The following is a 19,158-nucleotide window of genomic DNA, read 5'->3' as shown; positions in this document are numbered from 1 at the left end:
GTCGGCTACACCAGCACCGTCTTGGGCGCGGAGGCCGACGGCGCGGTCCCTGCGATCACCGCCGCGCGGTCGCTGCTGGCCTCGGCGAAGTTGATCCGCGCGTTGTCCACGCGGTCGGCGACCAGAGAGCACCGCGTCGACACCGCTGCACGGTGCGCGGGGAAGGTCTGCTCACGGACGCCGCGAACGGCGGTCAGTGTCGGGATCTCCGCGCACGAGCCGCTGACGTTGCTCGCGGTCGGCGTCTTGACGGTGTCACCGAGTGTGCGCAACTGCGGAGCCAAGCGCCCCAACGCGGCAAGATCGACCTGCAGAACGTCCTTGTCCACGAACCCCCTCCTGACTGACCGCCCCATCGGTGTCCAGGTCACGATAGCAAGGGCGCAGGGGCGCCGCCGCCCACATCACCACCAGGCCGCGATCCCGTCACAACCCCGCCGCCAGGTCATGCGACGGTCGATCAGCGGGTCATACGCGGGTTGAAGTAGCCCTCACTCCCGCTCTGGCTTTACGACGCCCCGCGCCCGCTCGAACTCGTCATCGCTCAAGTAGCCGTGGAGCATCGCCCGCACCACCCGATCCCACGTCCCCGGCAGCCGCCCCTCGAACGGGTACGGCGCGTATTCGGGGAAGGTGTACTCACGCCGCGACAGCTCTGCGACCAGCTCATCCCGATCACCGCCGTCCACCCACGCGCGCAGGATGAGTTCCTCGGCCTCGTCCCCGTCGTCCCACCGCTCCACCTGACGCACCAGCCGGGCCGCTTCGCGGTCGTCGATCCCGAACCTCTCGGCCACCACCGCTTGGTCGGCAAGAGCGGCGGCTTCCCGTATGCGGTCGAAGCGCGCGAGGCGCCGCAGCGCCCTGTCGCGTCGCTCGGCGTCGTCCATGCGTCGACGGTAAGGCGTCGCCCAACCCCCTAGTTCACCGACGGCGGCGTCTCGGGCCAGTGCTGCCAACCGAGGGCTTCCCGCACGACAGCGCCGACGGCCACCAGGTCGGTCTCGTCCGCTGAGAGAGGGCTGTCCCCGCCGAGCTGGCCGAGCAGCTCCAAGGCGTTCGGAGGCAATCGGCTGAGGTCGGTGGCGACGAGCACGGCCAGGGCGTCGGGACGCGACAGCAGTTCGCGGGCCATCGGCTCCAGCCACTTCTTCACCTCGTCGCGCATGGGACGAGGGTAGCGACCCCCAAGCCGCGCTTATCCCAGGTGACACCCCGAGGCGAACAACACATTGCGAATATTTCGATTTATGACGCATACTGGCAACCATGACGAAGGCACTGAAGAAGGGCACAATCCTGCCCCCAGAGGACTTGGGGGAACTTCTCGACCTGTCCAAGTTCCTGGAACAGCACGAACACCCCGCGGCCCTGCTCGGACCCGACGGCGAGCAGATCCCGCTGCCGATGGAGGTCTACGAGGTGCTCAAGAGCGTCGTCGCCGCAATGGGGCGCCGCCGTGGCGTCACCATAGCCCCAGTCGACCAATTGCTGACCACGCAGGACGCCGCCGACCTGCTCGGCGTCAGCAGACCCACGGTCATCAAGCTGATCGACCAGGGAAAGCTGAAGTGCGACACCCCCAGCGGAAGCCGACACCGCCGGTTGCGGCTGGCCGAGGTTCTCGACTACCAGAAGCGGCGCAAGTCGGAGCGTGACGAGGCGCTGACCCAACTCGTCCGCGACGCCGAGGAGGACAACCTCTACGACCTCAGCCACGAGACCCTCGCAGCCGCCGTCAAGGAGGCGCGAAAGGCGCGTGCGGGTCGCGGGGGAACCAACGGCTGATGTCTGGCTTTCGCGTCGTGCTGGACACCTGCTCGCTGGTGCCCATCGCCCAGGCAGACCTGCTGCTCACGCTGGCAGGGCGTGGGCTGTACCATCCGCTTTGGAGTGACGCCGTCATCGGCGAGTTGCAGTACGCGATTCTGCTGGCGAACGAGTTGATGACTCCAGAGCGGGTGGCACGACGCCTCGACGCGATGAACAACGCCTTCGAGGACGCACTGGTGACGGGGTGGGAGCCGCTCGAAGACCGCATCACGGGGATGGCCGACGACAACGACCGCCACATCGTCGCCGCTGCCATCCAGGGCAACGCGGAGGCGATCGTCACCGACAACGTCCGGGACTTCCCCAACCAGGCGCTCGAACCGTGGGGCCTGCACGCGATCAGCACCAGCGACTTCCTGCTCGACTTGCTTGACCTGAGCCAAGGCGCGGTCATCGGCGCCCTCATCGAGATGTCGGACAAGCGGAAAAACCCGCCCCTCACCGTCGACCAGATTCTCGACTCCCTGGAACTGTGCCCGTCGGTGGCGTTCGTCCGCGAGGTTCGGGCGATCATCGACAACGGGTCGTAGACCGCACCACTCCACTCTCTCCACCCACCTTCGACGAGCCACGGGCCACGGTGCTCCTTTCGCATGGTCGTCCTGCCACCAGCAACCCGATACGCGATAAGGCGCACCGTGGGCAGTGGAGAACGCGGGGCTCGTGGGGATTGGTGCGTACCTCACCTCACCCGCTGCATGAGAATTACGCATGTGAGCGGAACGGGTGTCCGCGCGGTGAGTCAGGGGGGTTCACGGATATCAGACCCCCTCCGAGAATCGGCACTACAGTGCCGACCATGACCGTGACCTGCGAAAATCCGACGGATACGGTGTCCGCGGCGCTGCAACGTCTAAGGGACGTGACGCGCGCGCTGTACCGATCCCAGGAAGGCATGCGTTGTATTGCATATGAGCGTCGTGAAATCGTGCGCGATCTGCACAGCCGGGGAATGACGTACACCGCCATCGCCGACGCGATCGGGATGGCCCCCCAAACCGTGTGGCAGATGGCTCGCGGCGCCGAGGAGGCGGGACGATGACGTACCCATATGCGACCCAGCAGCAGGGGTGGAGTTCCTTCGCGTCCGAACTCGATGCGCTCGCGCTTGGGATCAACCCCGCGACGCTGCTCCGCGGGCAGTACGGCGGGAAGATTTCGGAGGCGATCGACGAGCTCACGGTGATCGTGGGCGGTGTTGAGCGCCTGTCCGACTCCGCGTCCGAGTTGGCTGGAGTGTGCGGCGTGCAGGACAGCTTCGACCGCGAACTCGCATCGTGCCCCGCGACCAAGGATCGGGTGGAGAAGGCCGAGGCCGAAGCCAAGCAGGCGCAGGTGATGCTCCGCGCTGGACAGTGCGAGCCCGAGCTTGCAGAGCTGGTGATCGCCCGCGCGGACGAGCTGGCGAAGGAGCGTCAGGAGGCTATCGACAAGCACGCCGAGCAGACTTCGACGACGCATTTCGACGAGCCCGAGTCGGTCGGCTTGCCCGATGCTCACTACCCAGGTGGTACGGAGGGTGAGCCAGGGAAGGGTGAGCCAGGGAAGAAGGGTGGAATCGAGCGCAAGGACAAGCGAGACGGGGGCGACAGCGCAGACACTGGCGAGGAAAAGACGGGCGATAACCCCGAGCCGCCCAAGAGCCCGCTCGAACCCGAGAAGCCGCCGCCCACTGCCCCGATGCACCCCGAGCCAGGCAGGGGCAAGTACATGACGCCGATGCCCGAGCCCGTCCGCCAGCTCCCAGAGATCGTCGAGCCGGAAACCAAGCTCTCGCGCGGCGATGCGAGCCTCGTAGCGCCGTCGTCCACCATGCTCGGCCAGCAGACACCGCAGGCGACAGCCCAGCAGCCGCAGTTCACGGGCGTCACCCAGCCGCAGGGCCGCATGCTCGGGCACATGAACCCGCAGAACGCCCCGAACTCGCGGAAGGAGAGGCAGGAGCCCGAGGGGAACCGACCTGTCGCCAGCGACACCTTGGCCGCGGTTGCCGCCACACCCGTGGCCACCGCTCCGACCCACGCCACGGCGCCCTCGCCGAACGTGTCCACTCCAGGAACGCACACCGCGTCGGCGAGCACTCCAGCTTCGACCACGCCGTCGGCGAACACGCCGGGCGGCACTGGCCCCGCGCCCGTGGGCGCGGCACCCACCATCGGCCCTGGAAACCGCACCTCGATCACGGGCGGAGGCATGAGGGAGAAGCCGACCGTGCCCGACAACCTCAAGGCGGTTTTGTCCGAGCAGACCGTGCGCGATCTGGAGGCGGCGCTGTCCGACAAGTTCCCCGACCCAGAGCCCACGCCGCCGAACACCGATCCCGTCCCGACGGGAGCGCTGCGATGATCCGCACGGGTCTACGACCCCTCTCCGCCGCGCTCGCCGTCGCTGGACTGTTCGTGTCTGGCTGCTCGACCGCCATCGCGGGTGAAGCCACGGCGCCTCCTGGCGTGCCGCCCAGCGCCATCCCTGGCTCTACCAAGGCCCGCTTGGTGCTCCCCGATCCACCGCCGTGGACTCCTCCCGCGCGCGTCCGCGAGCTGCCCGAAATCGTGACCTCGCAGGTAGGAGCCACCCGATGAACGCCCGAGGTCTACGTCCCCTGGTCGCCGCCACGGCGGCGGCGCTGATCGTGTCTGGCTGCTCGACCACCACGGGCGGCACCCCCGCACCGGGCACGCCGCGATCCACGATCACCAGCACGTCGTCCTCGGCGACCACGACGACGAGCACGACCACCACCGCGCCCGCAGGGATGCAGCCGTTCTCCACACCCGCCGCGATATTCGCGGACGTGAAGGCGTACTGGGAGACCAGCGACGCCAACGTGGACACTGGTGTCACGTTGGTTTCCGATCCCGACGCTCCGACGTGCAGCGGCGGCGACTTCGAGAACTCCACCGCAGCTATGTGCGGCGACTCGTACACGGGACAGGTCGTCTATTCCGAGCCGAAGATGGCCGAGTTGCTGTCGCAGCCGCACGGCCCGATGGCCGCGACCCTCGTCCTATCACATGAATACGGACACGCGATCCAGCGCTACGCCGGGGAGTTCGTGGGCGGCGCATCAGGCCCGATTCGCAACGGCGTCAAGGGGATCGAGTTGTCAGCGGACTGCTTGAGCGGGTTCTACGTCAACGCGCGGGAGTTCGACCCCGCCGAGGTGACCGCCGCGCTGCCGCTCACGACCATCGGACGGAACCCGACGCGCACAGACGCTTTCAATGCGGGGATGCGGCTCACAGACCCAACCACCTGCTTCTCGAACTATTCATGAGGTGATCCGATGACCGCCGTCTACCCGTACGCCACCCAGGCCACCGGCTGGTCGTCATGGGCCGAGTCGCTGCTCACCGAAGCCTCCGCGCTGACCCCGGCAACGCTGCTGGCAGGCCAGTCCGGCGGCGTCCTCGATGACCACATCAGCGAGCTGACAGCGATGAAGAACGCGGCTGAGAGGATCAGCGACTCGGCGTACACGACCGCGAAAGTGGCTGGCGTACAGGATCAGTTCGACCGCGCGCTCGCCGCCGCACCCAGCGAAGGAGAAGTGAAGGAAGCCGAGCACGCCGCTGAGCGTGTGCGCCTCCAGCAGAAGTACGCCCAGCCGCGACAGGGCGACCAGGCGATCATCAACCGCGCTGGATTCCTCCGAGAGGATCGCGACGCGGCGATCAAACAGCACGCGCGGGACACCGCCACAACCCAGTGGCCGTCGGTCCCCGAGTCTGGCTACACCGCCTCGCCGACTGCGCCCAGCGGTCCTCCCAACACCTACGGCCCCAACGGGATCGGCACCGATGGCGAACCTCCGTGGGGAACCGAGGACAAGGAGACCCCAGCGGGAACCCGCCTGTCCTCGGCCAACACCCCGAACGCCAGCACGGGAGTTCCCCTGATGACCGCCGCACAGGCCCCGCAGCCGACGGCCACCAGCGCGCCGACCAACACAACTCCGGGGATCACCCCGACCGCCGCGTGGACACCCCCGGCGACGAAGCCGAAGTCCACCATCGGAGACAAGGACGGCGTGCGTGAGCGGCCAGGCCGCGAGACTCCCGAAACGACTCCTGGCACCAGCCCGAGCGCTGATCGCGGCTCCGTGATCCACGGTGTCACCAAGGGCGATGTCAGCGGTGCAGGGCAGAACATGCTCGGCCAGACCGCCCGTATCGGCGACTCCACCGTTGCGTCAAACCAGGGCCGCATGGGCGGCACGGGCATGATGCCAGGGATGATGGGCGGTCTCGGTGGACAGCCCAGCGGGCGTGGTCGCAGCGGTGATCGCCCCGAGGTGTTGACCTCTGATCCGAACTTGCTCGGCACTGTGGACGATGAGAACTCGTTTGACGGCGGGCTGATCGGCAGCGGTGACCCGAGGTTCGATGACGTGCTGTTCGGCCCAACCCGAGCCGAGATCGAAGCGCGCGAGAACCCGCACCTCGTGTCGAGGCGATAGCCCCGCACCACTCTCCATCACCCACCCGCGAGCCCCAGTGCTCATCTGCTCGCCGCGACGAAACCCATGCCAGCAAGTCAGCGGGTGCTGGCAAGCTGGCATGGGTCCGCTGCCTGGTAGCCGTGCCCCGCGCCGCAGTCGCCAGGGAATGGGAAGGTGACGGTTCTGGACTACTTGCGAGGTACCTTCCAGAGCCCATTCAGGCCCACACAATAAAGGTTGCCTTGGGAGTCGGTCGCCATACCCTTACAGTCGAACCTGGACGCTGAGTTGCGCGGGTCGTCGAGGATGAGTTTCACAGCGCCCGTCGCGGCGTCCCGCATGTACAACTGCCATGGATTCGCCGCCCGGTACAGGTTGCCGCTGGAATCCGTGGCTATCCCTTTGATGCTGCCTTTGGGGATGTCCACGGTTGTCTGCTCGCCGGTTGCGGCGTCCAGCCTCAGTGTCGAAGAACCGATCAAGCTGGGCGGGGTGTTGACGACGTAGAGGTTCCCCTCCGCGTCGGCCTCGATGGCGGTCGGTTCCTGCGACCCAGTGAGCGGCAGGACAGTCGCCGAGCCCGACGCCGCGTCGAGCTTGAACACCTGGTGCGCGCCGAAGATGGACGCCGCGTACACATTGCCCGCCGCGTCGACGGACACGTCCTTGCAGGATTCCAGCGAGGTGAACGGCAGCTTCTCTGGCGTGGACGAACCCTTCGTCAATTTCCACACGTCTCCACCGCAGCCGTAGACGTTGCCCGACTGGTCCACGGCGACACTATGGACGCCCGACCTGAACGGCAGCGTCTCGCGGGTGCCGGACGCGGGGTCGTATCGGATCACCCCTCGATCCTGGTCGGCGAGGTAGACGCTCCCATCCAGGCCGACGGCCACATCGTCTTGCTCCTCGGTGAGGATCTGCTCGGGCGTGCCCCATGCCAGCGGCCCGGTCGGGGCAGTCGAGGTGGTGGTGGTCGGCGGTGCAGCCGAAGGCGCGGTGGTGCTGGTGGGCGCGGCTGCTGGTGTGGGCTCGTCGCGGCTCATCAGCAGCCACACCACCAGAGCGACGATCAGCAGAACCGTCATCACGTAGGACAGGACGGTGCCGATGAGTGCGAGCTGTCTCCCCGGCTGGTTGTGTTTCTTGATCTGCCACAGCGCGACGTGGCCGAGCGCGATCCCCGCAGGAGGCGCAACGAACGCGAAAACCACCGACAGGACCGCGAGGGGGTTCGTCGGTCCGGCGGGCGGCGTGGGGACGGGTTGACCGCCGTGGAAGGTGGGGGCGGGCTGATTCCCGTAGGTCACGGGTGGAGCGTCGGGCGCGCCGCCGAACGGATCACCAGGCCAGCCTCGCTGCCCTTGGCCGGATGAATCCCAGTACGTCATTTGGCCTCCAATATGAGGTATTGCGCAGACATCACCTGGTGCACCTGGTCTTCCTGCGCGCCCGAATAGCCGAACACGACATCGCCCGCCGCGGCTGTGCAGGAGTAATCCCTCAACGTCGAGGAGCGGAACACTCGGCAGTGCGATCCAGGCAGACCAGGCACGGAATCGCTCGGCTCGTATTCGCGGTACGGGTTCTCCACGGCGGCGAGTGCCGAGGCCATCGTGATCGCGGCGTCCGCGTCGCGGACCTTGTACGTGACGGTCTCGCCGAGCGTCACCGTCGTCACTCCGGCGGCGGTGAATATCGGTTCCAGTGGGGCGGGATACTGGAATTGCGCAAGCCCGCCGTGTGGGCCGTAGCTGCCCTTTTCCACCGTGCGGCCATAGTCCTCGGGCGGTTCCATCGTGCGGGCAACCATGCCGGTGGGGTCCAGCGGCAGTGAAGCCAGCGCGTCGATGGCCGTCGGGACGAAGCTGTCGACCAGGGGGATCTGCTCGTCAAGGGTCTTTGCGACCAGCTCGGCGGCGTCCACGCCGTCACGCGTGGACCACGCATGCTGGGTCAGCACGTACGGGCCGCGGGCGGTGAACGCGAGCACATGCACTGCCCTGGGGTCGGTGGTGAACGTGACCGCCGCGGTCCCCGGGTGTCTCGGCACGGCGACGGGCTGCGTGGCGCTCGGCTTGCCAGTGAGGTCCATCGGCAGGCTGACCGTCTTGGCTCGGGTCGCCATATCCGCGACTGCGGCGGTGGCCTTCGCGTCGTCGGGGAAGCGCAGCCATCCGTTGCTCAGAGACAGGTCGGCGATACGCGGGTCCGCTCCCGCGATTCCAGTGACCTGGATTCCGACCACGAACCCGTGGTCGCCCACGGCTTCGGAGATCGGCGAGGCCATGCCCATTTTGGTGGCGCGCGCGTTCTTGTAGAGGCCTGTGTCCCAGTTCGTGGTCAGGGTCGGTTCGATTTGGAACGGCAGCACCAGCGCGTCGAACATCCGGTGCGCTTCCATCTGCCCGCCGCGTTCGCCCGCCGCGCCCAACTGCGTTCGCGGCGCGGTGGGGTATCCGCCTGGGTTGAGCAAGGCGGGCACTGCGGCGTCAGCGGAAACGCTCGGGTCGCGCTGGGCTTCACCCGGCATCGTGGTCGAACATCCAGCGAGAAGCGCCGCCGCACACGTCAATGCCGACAGCCAGCCTGGTGCGCTCACGAGTTCAGGAAAATCTGCACTCCTGTGCTGAAGGTCGTGCACTCGATGGTGCGTTGGTACAGGCGGCTGCACGCCACCTCGTATGCCTTGCCTGTGACGGGGCTGGTGGCGGTGACCGACGTGTTCTGCCCGGTGAACCCGGCGGGGAACTTCCGCGCCACGCTCAACGCGAACTCGCACGAGGTGGTGGCGGACTCTGCGGACACGCTGTAGCCGTTGGCGCTGCCGCACTGCACGACCGACGCCTGGGCTATGCCCGCGCCGCCGATGGACAGCGTTGCCCCCGCTGCTACGGCGGCCAAGATCGTGGCTCCAGTTCGTTTCCCCATGACGTGCTCCCCTCCGTTTTGGTGTGAGCCCACCGTAAACCGCGCAGCAAGCGCCCCGATGCAGAAGTTTCAGAGATCGGCCCAGGCGGCACGGTGGCCCGGGCACCACTCTCCACATCCTTCGGTGCGAGCCGCGGTGCTCAAAGACTCAAAGAACGGCCATGCCAGCAAGCCAGCAATAGCGACTGCTGGCACATGACGATCCAGCACGTCGGCGTGACTGTGCGGGCAGATTCGGACAGCCGCGTAGGCCGAAAATTGGTGTCATTCGGGGTGGTGAAGTCTCTGTAGCGTCGGGGCTCCAAGTAACCGAGAAGGACTCAAACATGACCAAACTGGACCCCACACACGTCAAGCTGCTGAACAAAACCGTCACCAACATCGCCTTCGGACGCTTCTCCCAGAGTGTCCAGGCCACAGGGGCGGCGGCGGTCACGATCACCGACAATCCCCGCTTCATGTCCTTCATCAACGAGATGGTCGAGAAGAGCATTACGGCGGCAGACCTCTCCAGCGAAGGGGCGTGGGCGGATCAGGCGTCCGACCAGATCGCAGTCATGGTCGCCACCGCGGACGAGAATTTCCTGCTGGAGGACGCATTGTCGGCGCTGTCCAAGTCGATGAGAAAGCGCACTGACCCCGAGCTTTGGGAGGCGCTTCAGCAGTGGTCGAACCACCAGGTGGACGAGCTGTTCGCCGACGGCGCGCTGGTCAAGTCCGAGCCGTCACGCGGCGGTGGAGGTGTGGAGATCCTGTTTGAGAGCGAAGACGGACTGAACCTGGCATAGGCGTCGATCCGTCGGTGCGATACCCCCTACGCCCCGACCTTCGGCGGCTCCACCAGCACGATCCTCAGCTCGCCAGACGCAAGCTCCACCGTGGCCGTCGTGCCCGTCGCCAGTTGGCTCTCGATCGCATCAGCCGCAGCGCAGTAGGCGTCGTCATCGAGGTACGGCAGGCCCAGATCGGCGAACACCTGCTCTAGGCCGCAGCCCACCCAGGGAGGCGGGCCGAGACACAGGTAATCCGATGTGCGGCTTCTAGTTTCACCGTCAGCCGTGGTGATCGTCGCCTCGCACCACAACCCCTCGCCGTCGGCGCTGTAGCGGTCGTAGGCGTGCGGGTTGTCCGTCCCCACGGTCTCTGGCACGAGTCCGTAGCCGCGCCCGCGCCACCCAGCGGCGCAGTCTGGGCACCAGACCCGATACCGACCGCGCGGGTTCCCGTGGAGCGCGCCGGGGCTCCCGCAGACAGAGCAGGTGCGGTACGACGCCTGCTCAAACCGTCGGATCGCCAGGCGCACCTCGCGGTTGTCGGTGACGGGATCAGCCCACAACCCGCCGTAGCTCTCTTTCACCCAGCGGTACGCGATGGTGGGGTCGAGCGCCACGAGTTCGTCGTGCAGCTCGGCGACCAAGACCACCCAGCCGCGAGGCACGTGGACGGCACCGCCGGGGACGACGGATGCGCGCAGCGGGGCCAAGGGGTCATCGGTGTTCATCGCGGCGCCCGCGTGATGCGAGTGACGGTCGAGCACGTGCGGTACGTGATGCGGTCTGGGTAGTCGGGATGCTCAAGAATGAACAGCGCTTGCTCGCCCACGCGCGGCCAGGCGAACACGGCCAGCAGCGGTCGCGGCTCGCCGTCCCAGCGCATCTCGCCTGTCTCGCTGTCGATCCCAGGTGAGCGGGTGATGGTTCGGCGGTCGAGATCCCACACATGCACGGTGCCGCCAGTGGTCTGCACCCACCAGACACCAGTGTCGTGTTCGCAGAGCTCGGTGGCGGTCTCGACGCCGTGCTCGGTGCTCATCACTCGCCCTTCGTCGGGACGGGCGTGTAGCCCTGCTGGTACTCGTTCGCGCACAACGGACATAGCGTGCGGTACCAGCCGCGATTGGACTGGTGCATCATTCCCGCGTCGCCGCAGCTCTCACAGGTGCGCCGCGATTTGAGCTCGGCCTCGCGGATCAGGTCACGAGTCTCCGGCACCGTGCTGCTGATGTAAACGCGCACCTCGCCGTACTTCTCCTTCACCTGGTGATAGACCAGCTTGGGATCGACGGCGATCAGCTTCTCGTGCAGATCGAGCACCAGCTTCTCCCAGCCGCGCGGCACCGAGATGCCGATGCACGTTGAGGATCGGTACGGCATCAGCGGTGCTAGCGGGTGATCGTCGATGGTGCTCATGCGGTCGACCGTACGGCGTCATCCCGACATGCCGGAGCCCCGAATTGTCACGTCCCGCGTCGCTGGTGGGACGTGATTTCTCGGCGTCGCCAGTGTCCGACCGACGCCGTAGCGTCGACCCATGAGCACCGAAGGCACGCCCGAAACTGTCACCGAACTCGGCCCTGGCATGGGCGGGCGCTGGCTCGTCACGACGCGCGGGAGCCAGCACATCTGGGACTTGGATCGGATGACCTACACCCGCATCCCCGGAGCGGGCCGCGGCCAGTTCATCGGCGACGGCCAACCGCAGCGCATCTGGAACATCGGGGCCTGGCCGAAGGTGGGTCAGAGCTTCTATCTGGAGTGGGACTGGACGTATGACGCGGTGCAGACCAGGTTGAGCAGCACGGTGCAGAAGATCGAGCGGCTAGCCGACGACGAGCCGGAGCCCGACGAGCCCGAGGACTACGACCCCGAGCCCTACACCGATGACGACGGCTGGGTGTGGTGCCGCGTCACCGTCACCACCGATGGTCATACGCGAACAGCGGTCGGTGGTTATCTGCACCCCGGCGAGCCGTTCCCGCAGCTCCTGTGCGGGATTTTCGATCTCGCTGAGGCTTTGGGGTTGGACGAGCCGTCCGACCCCGTGTGCCTCGCGGTCTCCGAGAAGGTGAACCCGCAGCTCGCGCGGCAGCCGTGGGCGGTGCTGGAGTGTCCGCAATTCAAGGCCAAGCTCCACCTCGTGGCGCCACAGTGACGCACCACGCCCCGCTCTGTCCAGCACGGGCCACGGTGCCCTGAGAGTCGATCAGGCGACGAGACGTTGCTTCGCTTGACGGACATAGCGGAACACCGAACGGCGCGACACCTCGAACCGCTCTGCGAGGTCGGAGACCGACGTGCCGCCGTGGTAGAGCTTGACCAGCTCGGCCTGCTGGTCGGCGCTGAGTTTGGGTGGGCATGTCGCGGGCAGCCCCCGCGCCACGCGGGCGCTCCTGGACGCGGCCCGGCGCTCCCGCCCGAGTTCCAGTTCCAAGGCGGCGACGCTGGCGAGCATCCCGATCATCACCTTGCCCATAGCCGTTGACGTGTCCACGTTCTCGCGCACGCTGTGGACGACCACGCCGCGCTCGGACAGACTGTGCAGCGCACTCGTCACCTCGTGGACGGAGCGCCCGAGGCGATCCACGGCGGCGACCACCAGGCGGTCGCCGGGCTGAAGCCAACCAAGGCACGCATCCCACCCAGGGCGCGGCGAACCAGCGGCGCCGCTGGCGTTGTCCTTGAACACGCAAGCGGGCTTGTATCCCGCTGCGCGGATCTGGTCACGCTGCTGCTCGACGGTCTGGTTGGCCGTGGACACTCTCACGTAGGCCGCTGTTCGCATGTGTCAAATCTAGGTGCCAGGTCGATGAATCGGCCTCGGAGCGAGAACCCACGGTAGTCAACCTGCTGTCCGAGAAACGAATACTTCCGCTACCGCACAACGACTCTCACTGTCCGCCGCGTTCGCCCAGGTCACCCAGTCCCGAAACCCTGTCCGATATGACGGAATCTCATATTGAGGATGTCCGACCTTTCCGGGATGCTGCAGCAATGTTGATCGGATACGCCCGCGTCTCGACGGTGGATCAAGACCCCGCGCTGCAACTGCGGGCGCTGGAATCGGCTGGAGCCCAACGTGTTTACGTCGATCACGGCGTGAGCGGGTCGGTGGCGAGTCGGCCCGAACTCGACCGCTGCCTGGACACGCTGCGCAGCGGTGACACCCTCGTCGTGTGGAGACTCGACCGCCTCGCGCGCAGCCTCCGCAACCTGCTAGACCTGGTGGCGCTGCTGGCCGAGCGCGGCGTCCATCTGCGGTCGCTCACGGAGTCCATCGACACTGGCTCCGCGTCGGGCCGCATGGTGCTGGCGGTGTTCGGAGCGCTCGGCGAGTTCGAACGCGAACTGATCCGTGAGCGCACCGCCGCCGGACTCGAAGCCGCCAAGGCCCGGGGCGCACGACTTGGCCGTCCGACGGCATTGTCGGCTGACCAACTCGCGCAGGCGCGGACTCTGGTCTCTGGCGGGCACCGCGTGGCCGACGTCGCGGCGACGCTCGGTGTCGCGCGGAGCACCCTGTACCGATCCTTGAAGGAGGACGCAGCGTGACCGCCTACGACACCACGGCCTACCGACACAACGCGCCGACACCAGAACCCGTGCCATCGCTCTGGTGCGAGGTGACCCTGACGCTGCGGGGCACTGGCGAGGTGCGAACCGAAGGCGGCACTTTCCTCGACGCACCGCGCGAGGGCGACGCTGGGCCGCGATTGTCGCTCGGCCTGCTGCTGGCCGTGGCCGCGTATCTGCGCGTGGACGAGCCGGACGGTCGTCACGCGGCGCAGATCATCCACGAGATCGAGCGCCAGCTCGCGCGGCGCCCCTGGGCCGTGCTGGCGTGTCCCGAGGGCGAGCTGCGCGTGACGCTGGTTCCAGCGATGATCGGCCCCGACATGGAGGACCAACCGTGAGCATCATCCGCGACGTCAACGTCGCCCCCGACGGCGACGGGTTCACTGTGCAGATCGGAGACGAACCGCCGATCCGGCTCGGTCGCGTCGAGCTGATCCTGCTGCGGGTGCAGAGCGACAAGTTGCTTGCCTCCGATCAGGTTCTCCACGAGTACCTCGTGACCGCCGAGCGCATCGTGAAGGGCATCGTCAACGACGATCCGAAGACCGCCGCCGAGTGCTCGCTCACCGCCGACGACGTGTTGACGTTGCGGGACATGAGGCACCGCATTTCGTTCCTCACACGCTGGCGGGCAGGCGATCCGCTGCTGGGCTCACCGTCGCAGCGATGAACACCGAACCCGAACTCCTGGCCGTGACGTTGTTTGTCTCCGACGTGCCCGCGTCAGTCGCCTTCTACTCCGCGTTGGGCATCACCTTCGACTCCGATCTCCACGGCGGCATCGGCCCCGTCGTGATCGGCCTTCACCCATCGTCGGAGCGGTGGCCGACGACCCGCACGGCACTCAGCCTGACCGTGCCCTCACTCGGCGCGGTGACCGCCGCGTTCGGTGCGCTCGGCGTCCCGTGGGAACCCGTCGAAGGACTCAGCGGCAAGGTGATCGCGGCCAGCGACCCCGACGGGAATCGGGTGTTGATCGCGCAGAGGATCGCCACATGACCGCCGCGCGAGAGGTCACCATCGACGGCGAACTCCTGGCGGTCAGCCGCAGCTACCGCCGTCGGCTCATCGGCACCCCGGCGATCTACGTCACCGCGAACGGCGCGGTGGTTCGCGGAGTGATCACCGAGCACCCGCTCTCACCAGGCGGCGTCATGCTGGCCGTCACCCAGCCCGACGGACGCTGGGCTGGAATCTACGCGGGCGAGTCGTTCATCCAGGGCTGAGCGGTGTAGCTCCGTACCACTCGCCACACACCATTCCAGCGGTGATCGGCGCACGGTACGCAGTAGAGGGAGCTGGAGCACAGGCACTCGCCGGTTCTCTCATCGAGGCCGACGCTCGCACGATCCATGTATCGGGTCTCGGGGAGAGGGGTGGCTCGTGGGGAGAGATACGGGGCTCCCTGGTGCCGCGCGAGGAGGGAGAATCGGATCATGGATGCACGGCCAGTCACCGCCGAGACCATCGGCGCCGACGTGGTGGAGATCCGCGTCGGCGTGACGCGCCTGCTGCTGAATCGAGTGGAGGTGGCCGCGCTCCGGCACGACCTCGATCAGGTGGCCGTGGTGCTTGGACTACCCGGCGGGCGAGGTTAGGACTCCAAGAATGTCACCGCGCCGTCGGGTGTGCCGTGGATCGAGCGGTACTCATCGGCGAACAGCGAGGTCGTGTCGTCCGTCGTTTCGCAAATCATGCTGATGACGAACGCGACCGCGCACAGATCGTCGGGGATGCGTGCCCGAATCCGTCGTGCGACCTCGATCAACTCCTCATCTCCGACCCACCAACCGCCCGCTTCGCCGACCGCCAGACCGCCGTGCATCCATGCCAGGTTGTCCCCGGCGCGCTCACCGGCGAACAGGATCATGCACCCTGGCGGCTCCGTGAGCGGTGAAACCCAGGGCCTCCCCGTCGAGAGCGGTGAAACCCAGTGGAGTCGGGTCGAGAGGTCGAGCTGATCGTCGCCGAGCAACCCCATCTGGTCGAGTTCGGCGTCGATGGGATCGAACCACCCGCTCTCCGATGACCACCCGGCGGCGTCGCCCACGTCCATGTAGTACGGCCCGACATCGGGTTGCGCCGCCCACCAGGTTGCGTCGTCGTCGGGATCGGTGCTCACGGGTCGACCGTAGGGCGTCCGCACGACACGGCCTGGCGGCGATCCGTCATGTCCCGTTGTCGGCCAGCAACGCGGTGACGGACTCGCTGACGTGACCGCCTTCGCCGACCGCAGCCGCGATGGCCGCAGCGGTTCCGCGCAGCGTTCGATCATCGCCCCGGATCGTGTGGGCCTTCCACCGCAGCTCGCGGTCGCCCCACCAGTCGCCGTACGACCAGCCGACCTCGCGGCCATCGGCGGCGATCCCGTGGAACTCGCAGGGGTTCAGTGGAACTCGCAGGGGTTCATGGGTCGACGGTAGGGCGTCGGGGTGAGGGCTAGTAACTGCATTCGTTCGTTCGGCTGTTCAGCGTGCACCAGTTAGGCACGCCGCTGGTGTTCACCTCGATCACCTTGACCCTGACGGTCTCCCGCCTATCCCCGTCCGCGCTCACCGCAGTGCACGTCTGCGTTGCCCCAACCTCGTTGGGCAAACCTCCATTGCATTTGACGGTCGTACCCGACCCCCAGGTGAACGCGGCGACTGACCTGATCTGCGCTTCCAAGTCTCGTTTCGATAGGGCGTCGTTCCCCCCAGAGAACGCAGTCACGATCACGATGAGCACGACGAGTGCGGCGATTCCACCGCCCACGCCGATGAGCAGTTTGCGGTTCTTCGGCAGCCGCACATTCTTCAGGCGCGAGGCGAGTCCAGTCGGGAGCTTCACGTCCTTGAGACGCGAAACGAGCCCACTCGGCAGTCGCACATTCTTGGCCCGTGAGGCGAACTCGCTGGGCAGTCTCACATCCTTGGCTCTTGAGACGGACCCCTCTCCCCCTCGGCTCGACAGCTTAGGCGCCTTCGGCAATCGCACATTCTTGGCGCGTGAGACGAGCCCGTCACCGACGCCTCTCGGCAGCTTCGGGATGGAACGCGGCGGACGGGCGGGCTGGGGTCGGACGATCTCCTCGGTTCGCTCGGGGTCATAGTGGGCGGTGCTAAACCCCTCTGGCGCCGCCCGCGGTCGGACAATCTCCTCTGTTCGCTCGGGGTCGGGGACGGGCGTCCTGCCCCTGTCGGTGCGCTTCGCGCGGAAACGCCTGTACCACAGGAAAACCGTGACCAGCGCTGCGAGGACTGCGGCCAACCAGAGCGCGACGCTGGCAAAGCCCTTCGTGCTGGCGCACTGCTCCTGCGCGGCCTTGACGCTGGCGTCGTACGACGCCCTGTTCGAGGAGTTCGCAGCGCTGACGCTGGAGGTCGCACTCGTATAGGAGGACTGCGCGGATTGCGTCTGCCGGGTCCACTCCGGCCATCCGACAGGGGTCTCGATCAGCCCCTTGTCCATGTAGCACTGAATCCGCTCAGTCTTGGAGTCCCGATAGGTTCGACGGCACCAGTCGATGAACGGATCGTCCGCTTTGCCAGGCAGCGGCGTGACCATCGCTGGAGCACTCGGCCACTCGGTCTGCGGAGTCGGCGGCGTGGAGATGGTGGTCGGCGCGGAGATGGTAGTCGGCGTGGTCAGGAAATTCGTCAGCGAACCACCAGGGGGGTAGCACTGTCTCCGGTCAACGACGAGCGCCAGCAGGATCAGGACTCCCACGACGATCACGCCGAAGTACCACGCCCTGGGCGTCCAGGGAGAGGGACGAGCGGCGTGTGACGGCGCGGTCACTGGGGAGTCCTGGCGGGGTGGCGCTCGTTAACTGTCGGCCTCATCTCGGCTAGCCCTGGCACTGGTACCGCAGGAGTTTGACGTGGCCGTTGAACGAACTGGAACGAGCTTCGTCCATAGCTGCTGAGCTGGCGGCGTCCGCCGAGCGTCCCGTCGCCCTGGTGATACCGCGCTGCTTGCTGGTCCCCGCGATCGTCGTGTACTCGTAGTAGGCCAGCGCCCCGCAGCGTCCCGACGAGAAGGTCACGTACCCCGCCCCGGGCCAGCTCTTCTGGATGTCCAAGACCAGATCCGCGCTCGACGAGTAGTTCACGAATCGGCCTGTCGTGTACCCACCGTCCTTGGTCCATTTGTAGACGACTGCGCCGTAGTAGGTCGCCGCCTCTGCAGTCGGAGCCGCGGCCACCGTCCCCGCGAGCGCCACCACCGCTGCGGCCACGACCGTCGACAGCCTTCTCGCCATACGCGTCACGTCCCCACCATGTCCCGAAACTTGGAAGTTCCTATCAGAAATATGACGCTATCTCATGTACGTGACACCACTGACCGGAACTTTTCCCGTCACGTCCCCCGAGTCTCCACAGTTCCGTGGAGTTGTGACATCTCGTGACAATTCGGGCCCGCCGCGACCCCAGTCGTGACACTCCCCCGCACCCCGTCCCGATCACGCAAAAAACCCCGCGACCTGCGCAGGCAGGTGCGGGGTTTCTGGCGGTGGCGGAGGGATTTGAACCCTCGGTGGGGGGTTACCCCACACACGCTTTCGAGGCGTGCTCCTTAGGCCGCTCGGACACGCCACCGCGTGGCAGTCTACCGGCACCGCGGCGCTGGCCCTAATCGTCGCGGTGCGCGGCAAAGAACTCCGTCAGCAGCGCCGCGCACTGCGCCTCCAGCACCCCGCCGCGGACCTGCGGGCGGTGCGTCAGCCGCCGGTCGCGCACCACATCCCACAGCGAGCCGACCGCTCCGGTCTTGGGTTCCCAGGCCCCGAACACCACCCGGTGCACCCGCGCGGCGACCAGCGCCCCGGCGCACATCGTGCACGGTTCGACGGTCACCGCCAGCGTCGCGCCCGCCAGCCGCCAGCCGTCGCCGTGGACGGCCGCGGCCGCCCGCAGCGCCAGGATCTCGGCGTGCGCGGTGGGATCCCCCAGCTCCTCGCGGGCGTTGGCGGCCCGGGCCAGCTCCACCCCGTCGGCGTCGACGACGACCGCGCCGATCGGCACGTCGTCGGGACCGGCCGCCGCCGCGGCCGCCAGCGCCGCCCGGATCAGCGCCTCATCACCCGGCGCCGGCCCGGTCACGAGTCGAGCTTGTCCAGCACCGCCGAGAACTCGTCGAGGAAGCCCAGCTCCTCGGCGATGCGGGTCAGCTGTTCGTCGGCGTAGAGATCGGTGTCGGCCAGGATCACCCCAAGCACCCCGGCCGGCAGGCCCAGGTCGGCGAGCACCCCCACGTCGCCCTCCTCGAACGGGTCGGAGTCCTCCAGGTCCTCGTCGTCGATGTCGGCGTCGAGCCGCTCGAGCACCTCGGCGGCCAGGTCGTAGTCCAGCGCCGCGGTCGCATCCGAGAGCAGCAGCCGCGGGCCGGTCGGGCCCGGCCGGATGATCACGAAGAACTCGTGGTCGATGTCGAGCAGGCCGAAGACCGCACCGGCCGCGCGCAGTTCGCGCAGCTCCGTCTCGGCTGCGGACAGGTCACTCAGCGCCCGGTCCGACAACGGGGCGCAGCGCCACTTGCCGTCGACCTGCACCACTGAGACCGCATGGCCCTCCGGCTGTGTACCCATGGGCGCCTACGGTAGTCCGCCACCGGTCGCTC

The 19,158-nt window shown here is 67.3% G+C and carries 29 protein-coding genes and 1 tRNA gene; 14 read left to right on the top strand and 16 right to left on the bottom strand.

Annotated elements, in window-relative coordinates; translation table 11 throughout:
• Window positions 1-5: 5 nt before the first annotated feature.
• The 3 genes from G6N10_RS14535 to G6N10_RS14525 all read right to left on the bottom strand — a co-directional run bounded on the left by G6N10_RS14535 (window position 6) and on the right by G6N10_RS14525 (window position 1,168).
• The gene (locus G6N10_RS14535; protein WP_085093242.1) at window positions 6-329 is read right to left on the bottom strand and encodes a hypothetical protein; all 324 of its coding nucleotides are present in this window, start codon (window positions 327-329) and stop codon (window positions 6-8) included.
• Window positions 330-491: 162 nt separating this feature from the next.
• Window positions 492-890: a hypothetical protein gene (locus tag G6N10_RS14530; RefSeq protein WP_085093240.1), complete on the bottom strand. Its 399-nt coding sequence runs from the start codon at window positions 888-890 to the stop codon at window positions 492-494.
• Between the two features lie 29 nt (window positions 891-919).
• Window positions 920-1,168 carry a hypothetical protein gene (locus G6N10_RS14525; RefSeq protein ID WP_085093238.1) on the bottom strand — a complete coding sequence of 83 codons (249 nt, stop codon included), beginning with the start codon at window positions 1,166-1,168 and terminating at the stop codon, window positions 920-922.
• Between the two features lie 101 nt (window positions 1,169-1,269).
• Between G6N10_RS14525 and G6N10_RS14520 the strand changes: the two genes are divergently transcribed.
• From G6N10_RS14520 to G6N10_RS14495, 6 genes are all read left to right on the top strand, one after another.
• Window positions 1,270-1,788 (top strand): helix-turn-helix domain-containing protein, encoded by a 519-nt coding sequence (locus G6N10_RS14520; RefSeq protein ID WP_165757651.1) that lies wholly within the window; start codon window positions 1,270-1,272, stop codon window positions 1,786-1,788.
• Entirely contained in the window at window positions 1,788-2,363 is a 576-nt protein-coding gene (locus G6N10_RS14515; RefSeq protein ID WP_085093234.1) for a VapC50 family PIN domain-containing toxin, read from the top strand. The genes G6N10_RS14520 and G6N10_RS14515 overlap by 1 nt, the downstream gene beginning before the upstream one ends.
• Before the next feature lie 269 nt (window positions 2,364-2,632).
• Window positions 2,633-2,875, top strand: coding sequence for a helix-turn-helix domain-containing protein (locus tag G6N10_RS14510; RefSeq protein WP_085093232.1), 243 nt, complete (start codon window positions 2,633-2,635; stop codon window positions 2,873-2,875).
• The gene (locus G6N10_RS14505) at window positions 2,872-4,179 is read left to right on the top strand and encodes a hypothetical protein (RefSeq protein WP_085093230.1); all 1,308 of its coding nucleotides are present in this window, start codon (window positions 2,872-2,874) and stop codon (window positions 4,177-4,179) included. Before G6N10_RS14510 ends, G6N10_RS14505 begins: the two co-directional genes overlap by 4 nt.
• Window positions 4,180-4,411: 232 nt before the next feature.
• Window positions 4,412-5,110, top strand: coding sequence for a hypothetical protein (locus tag G6N10_RS14500; RefSeq protein WP_085093228.1), 699 nt, complete (start codon window positions 4,412-4,414; stop codon window positions 5,108-5,110).
• 9 nt (window positions 5,111-5,119) lie between these two features.
• The gene (locus G6N10_RS14495) at window positions 5,120-6,292 is read left to right on the top strand and encodes a hypothetical protein (RefSeq protein WP_085093226.1); all 1,173 of its coding nucleotides are present in this window, start codon (window positions 5,120-5,122) and stop codon (window positions 6,290-6,292) included.
• A 170-nt stretch (window positions 6,293-6,462) separates the two neighbouring features.
• Here the strand turns inward: G6N10_RS14495 and G6N10_RS14490 are convergent, their stop codons facing one another.
• The 3 genes from G6N10_RS14490 to G6N10_RS14480 form a co-directional block, all read right to left on the bottom strand.
• Window positions 6,463-7,665 (bottom strand): DUF4190 domain-containing protein, encoded by a 1,203-nt coding sequence (locus G6N10_RS14490; protein ID WP_085093224.1) that lies wholly within the window; start codon window positions 7,663-7,665, stop codon window positions 6,463-6,465.
• Window positions 7,662-8,807, bottom strand: coding sequence for a DUF7373 family lipoprotein (locus tag G6N10_RS14485; RefSeq protein WP_085093222.1), 1,146 nt, complete (start codon window positions 8,805-8,807; stop codon window positions 7,662-7,664). Before G6N10_RS14485 ends, G6N10_RS14490 begins: the two co-directional genes overlap by 4 nt.
• 65 nt (window positions 8,808-8,872) lie before the next feature.
• Window positions 8,873-9,178 carry a hypothetical protein gene (locus tag G6N10_RS14480; protein ID WP_179962840.1) on the bottom strand — a complete coding sequence of 102 codons (306 nt, stop codon included), beginning with the start codon at window positions 9,176-9,178 and terminating at the stop codon, window positions 8,873-8,875.
• A gap of 353 nt (window positions 9,179-9,531) precedes the next feature.
• Here G6N10_RS14480 and G6N10_RS14475 point away from each other — a divergent pair, with 353 nt between their 5' ends.
• Window positions 9,532-9,993: a hypothetical protein gene (locus G6N10_RS14475; RefSeq protein WP_085093218.1), complete on the top strand. Its 462-nt coding sequence runs from the start codon at window positions 9,532-9,534 to the stop codon at window positions 9,991-9,993.
• 26 nt (window positions 9,994-10,019) lie between these two features.
• Here G6N10_RS14475 and G6N10_RS14470 read toward each other — a convergent pair whose 3' ends face one another.
• The 3 genes from G6N10_RS14470 to G6N10_RS14460 are packed head-to-tail and all read right to left on the bottom strand — an operon-like array spanning window position 10,020 to window position 11,394.
• Window positions 10,020-10,706: a hypothetical protein gene (locus G6N10_RS14470; protein ID WP_085093216.1), complete on the bottom strand. Its 687-nt coding sequence runs from the start codon at window positions 10,704-10,706 to the stop codon at window positions 10,020-10,022.
• Window positions 10,703-11,017 (bottom strand): hypothetical protein, encoded by a 315-nt coding sequence (locus G6N10_RS14465; protein WP_085093214.1) that lies wholly within the window; start codon window positions 11,015-11,017, stop codon window positions 10,703-10,705. The genes G6N10_RS14470 and G6N10_RS14465 overlap by 4 nt, the downstream gene beginning before the upstream one ends.
• A complete protein-coding gene (locus G6N10_RS14460; protein ID WP_085093212.1) occupies window positions 11,017-11,394 on the bottom strand; it encodes a hypothetical protein in 378 nt (125 codons plus the stop codon). Before G6N10_RS14460 ends, G6N10_RS14465 begins: the two co-directional genes overlap by 1 nt.
• 121 nt (window positions 11,395-11,515) lie before the next feature.
• Here G6N10_RS14460 and G6N10_RS14455 point away from each other — a divergent pair, with 121 nt between their 5' ends.
• A complete protein-coding gene (locus G6N10_RS14455) occupies window positions 11,516-12,136 on the top strand; it encodes a hypothetical protein (protein WP_085093210.1) in 621 nt (206 codons plus the stop codon).
• A 51-nt stretch (window positions 12,137-12,187) separates the two neighbouring features.
• Here the strand turns inward: G6N10_RS14455 and G6N10_RS14450 are convergent, their stop codons facing one another.
• Window positions 12,188-12,766, bottom strand: coding sequence for a recombinase family protein (locus G6N10_RS14450; RefSeq protein ID WP_085093209.1), 579 nt, complete (start codon window positions 12,764-12,766; stop codon window positions 12,188-12,190).
• Window positions 12,767-12,975: 209 nt separating this feature from the next.
• Between G6N10_RS14450 and G6N10_RS14445 the strand changes: the two genes are divergently transcribed.
• From G6N10_RS14445 to G6N10_RS14420, 6 genes are all read left to right on the top strand, one after another.
• Window positions 12,976-13,533: a recombinase family protein gene (locus G6N10_RS14445; protein WP_085093207.1), complete on the top strand. Its 558-nt coding sequence runs from the start codon at window positions 12,976-12,978 to the stop codon at window positions 13,531-13,533.
• Complete coding sequence (locus tag G6N10_RS14440; protein WP_085093205.1) at window positions 13,530-13,895, top strand: hypothetical protein; 366 nt, start codon at window positions 13,530-13,532, stop codon at window positions 13,893-13,895. The genes G6N10_RS14445 and G6N10_RS14440 overlap by 4 nt, the downstream gene beginning before the upstream one ends.
• Window positions 13,892-14,227 carry a hypothetical protein gene (locus G6N10_RS14435; protein ID WP_085093203.1) on the top strand — a complete coding sequence of 112 codons (336 nt, stop codon included), beginning with the start codon at window positions 13,892-13,894 and terminating at the stop codon, window positions 14,225-14,227. The genes G6N10_RS14440 and G6N10_RS14435 overlap by 4 nt, the downstream gene beginning before the upstream one ends.
• On the top strand, window positions 14,224-14,556 hold the full coding sequence (locus G6N10_RS14430; RefSeq protein WP_085093201.1) for a VOC family protein: 333 nt from the start codon (window positions 14,224-14,226) through the stop codon (window positions 14,554-14,556). Before G6N10_RS14435 ends, G6N10_RS14430 begins: the two co-directional genes overlap by 4 nt.
• Entirely contained in the window at window positions 14,553-14,783 is a 231-nt protein-coding gene (locus G6N10_RS14425; RefSeq protein WP_085093199.1) for a hypothetical protein, read from the top strand. The genes G6N10_RS14430 and G6N10_RS14425 overlap by 4 nt, the downstream gene beginning before the upstream one ends.
• A gap of 210 nt (window positions 14,784-14,993) precedes the next feature.
• Entirely contained in the window at window positions 14,994-15,155 is a 162-nt protein-coding gene (locus G6N10_RS14420) for a hypothetical protein (RefSeq protein ID WP_163742477.1), read from the top strand.
• Here G6N10_RS14420 and G6N10_RS14415 read toward each other — a convergent pair.
• The 6 genes from G6N10_RS14415 to G6N10_RS14390 form a co-directional block, all read right to left on the bottom strand.
• A complete protein-coding gene (locus G6N10_RS14415; protein ID WP_085093197.1) occupies window positions 15,152-15,679 on the bottom strand; it encodes a hypothetical protein in 528 nt (175 codons plus the stop codon). The genes G6N10_RS14420 and G6N10_RS14415 overlap by 4 nt on opposite strands.
• Window positions 15,680-15,996: 317 nt before the next feature.
• Window positions 15,997-17,274 (bottom strand): DUF4333 domain-containing protein, encoded by a 1,278-nt coding sequence (locus G6N10_RS14410; protein WP_085093195.1) that lies wholly within the window; start codon window positions 17,272-17,274, stop codon window positions 15,997-15,999.
• A gap of 112 nt (window positions 17,275-17,386) precedes the next feature.
• Window positions 17,387-17,776 carry a hypothetical protein gene (locus G6N10_RS14405; RefSeq protein ID WP_163742475.1) on the bottom strand — a complete coding sequence of 130 codons (390 nt, stop codon included), beginning with the start codon at window positions 17,774-17,776 and terminating at the stop codon, window positions 17,387-17,389.
• Between the two features lie 270 nt (window positions 17,777-18,046).
• Window positions 18,047-18,137: transfer RNA gene (locus G6N10_RS14400), tRNA-Ser, on the bottom strand.
• Window positions 18,138-18,170: 33 nt separating this feature from the next.
• Window positions 18,171-18,641 (bottom strand): nucleoside deaminase, encoded by a 471-nt coding sequence (locus G6N10_RS14395; protein WP_085093191.1) that lies wholly within the window; start codon window positions 18,639-18,641, stop codon window positions 18,171-18,173.
• On the bottom strand, window positions 18,638-19,126 hold the full coding sequence (locus tag G6N10_RS14390; protein ID WP_085093190.1) for a tRNA adenosine deaminase-associated protein: 489 nt from the start codon (window positions 19,124-19,126) through the stop codon (window positions 18,638-18,640). Before G6N10_RS14390 ends, G6N10_RS14395 begins: the two co-directional genes overlap by 4 nt.
• Window positions 19,127-19,158 lie beyond the last annotated feature (32 nt).

This window comes from Mycolicibacterium fallax, assembly GCF_010726955.1.
GTDB classification, from domain to species: domain Bacteria; phylum Actinomycetota; class Actinomycetes; order Mycobacteriales; family Mycobacteriaceae; genus Mycobacterium; species Mycobacterium fallax.
The sequence above is the reverse complement of the archived record's forward strand: the minus strand, read 5'-3'. Positions and strand labels throughout refer to the sequence as shown.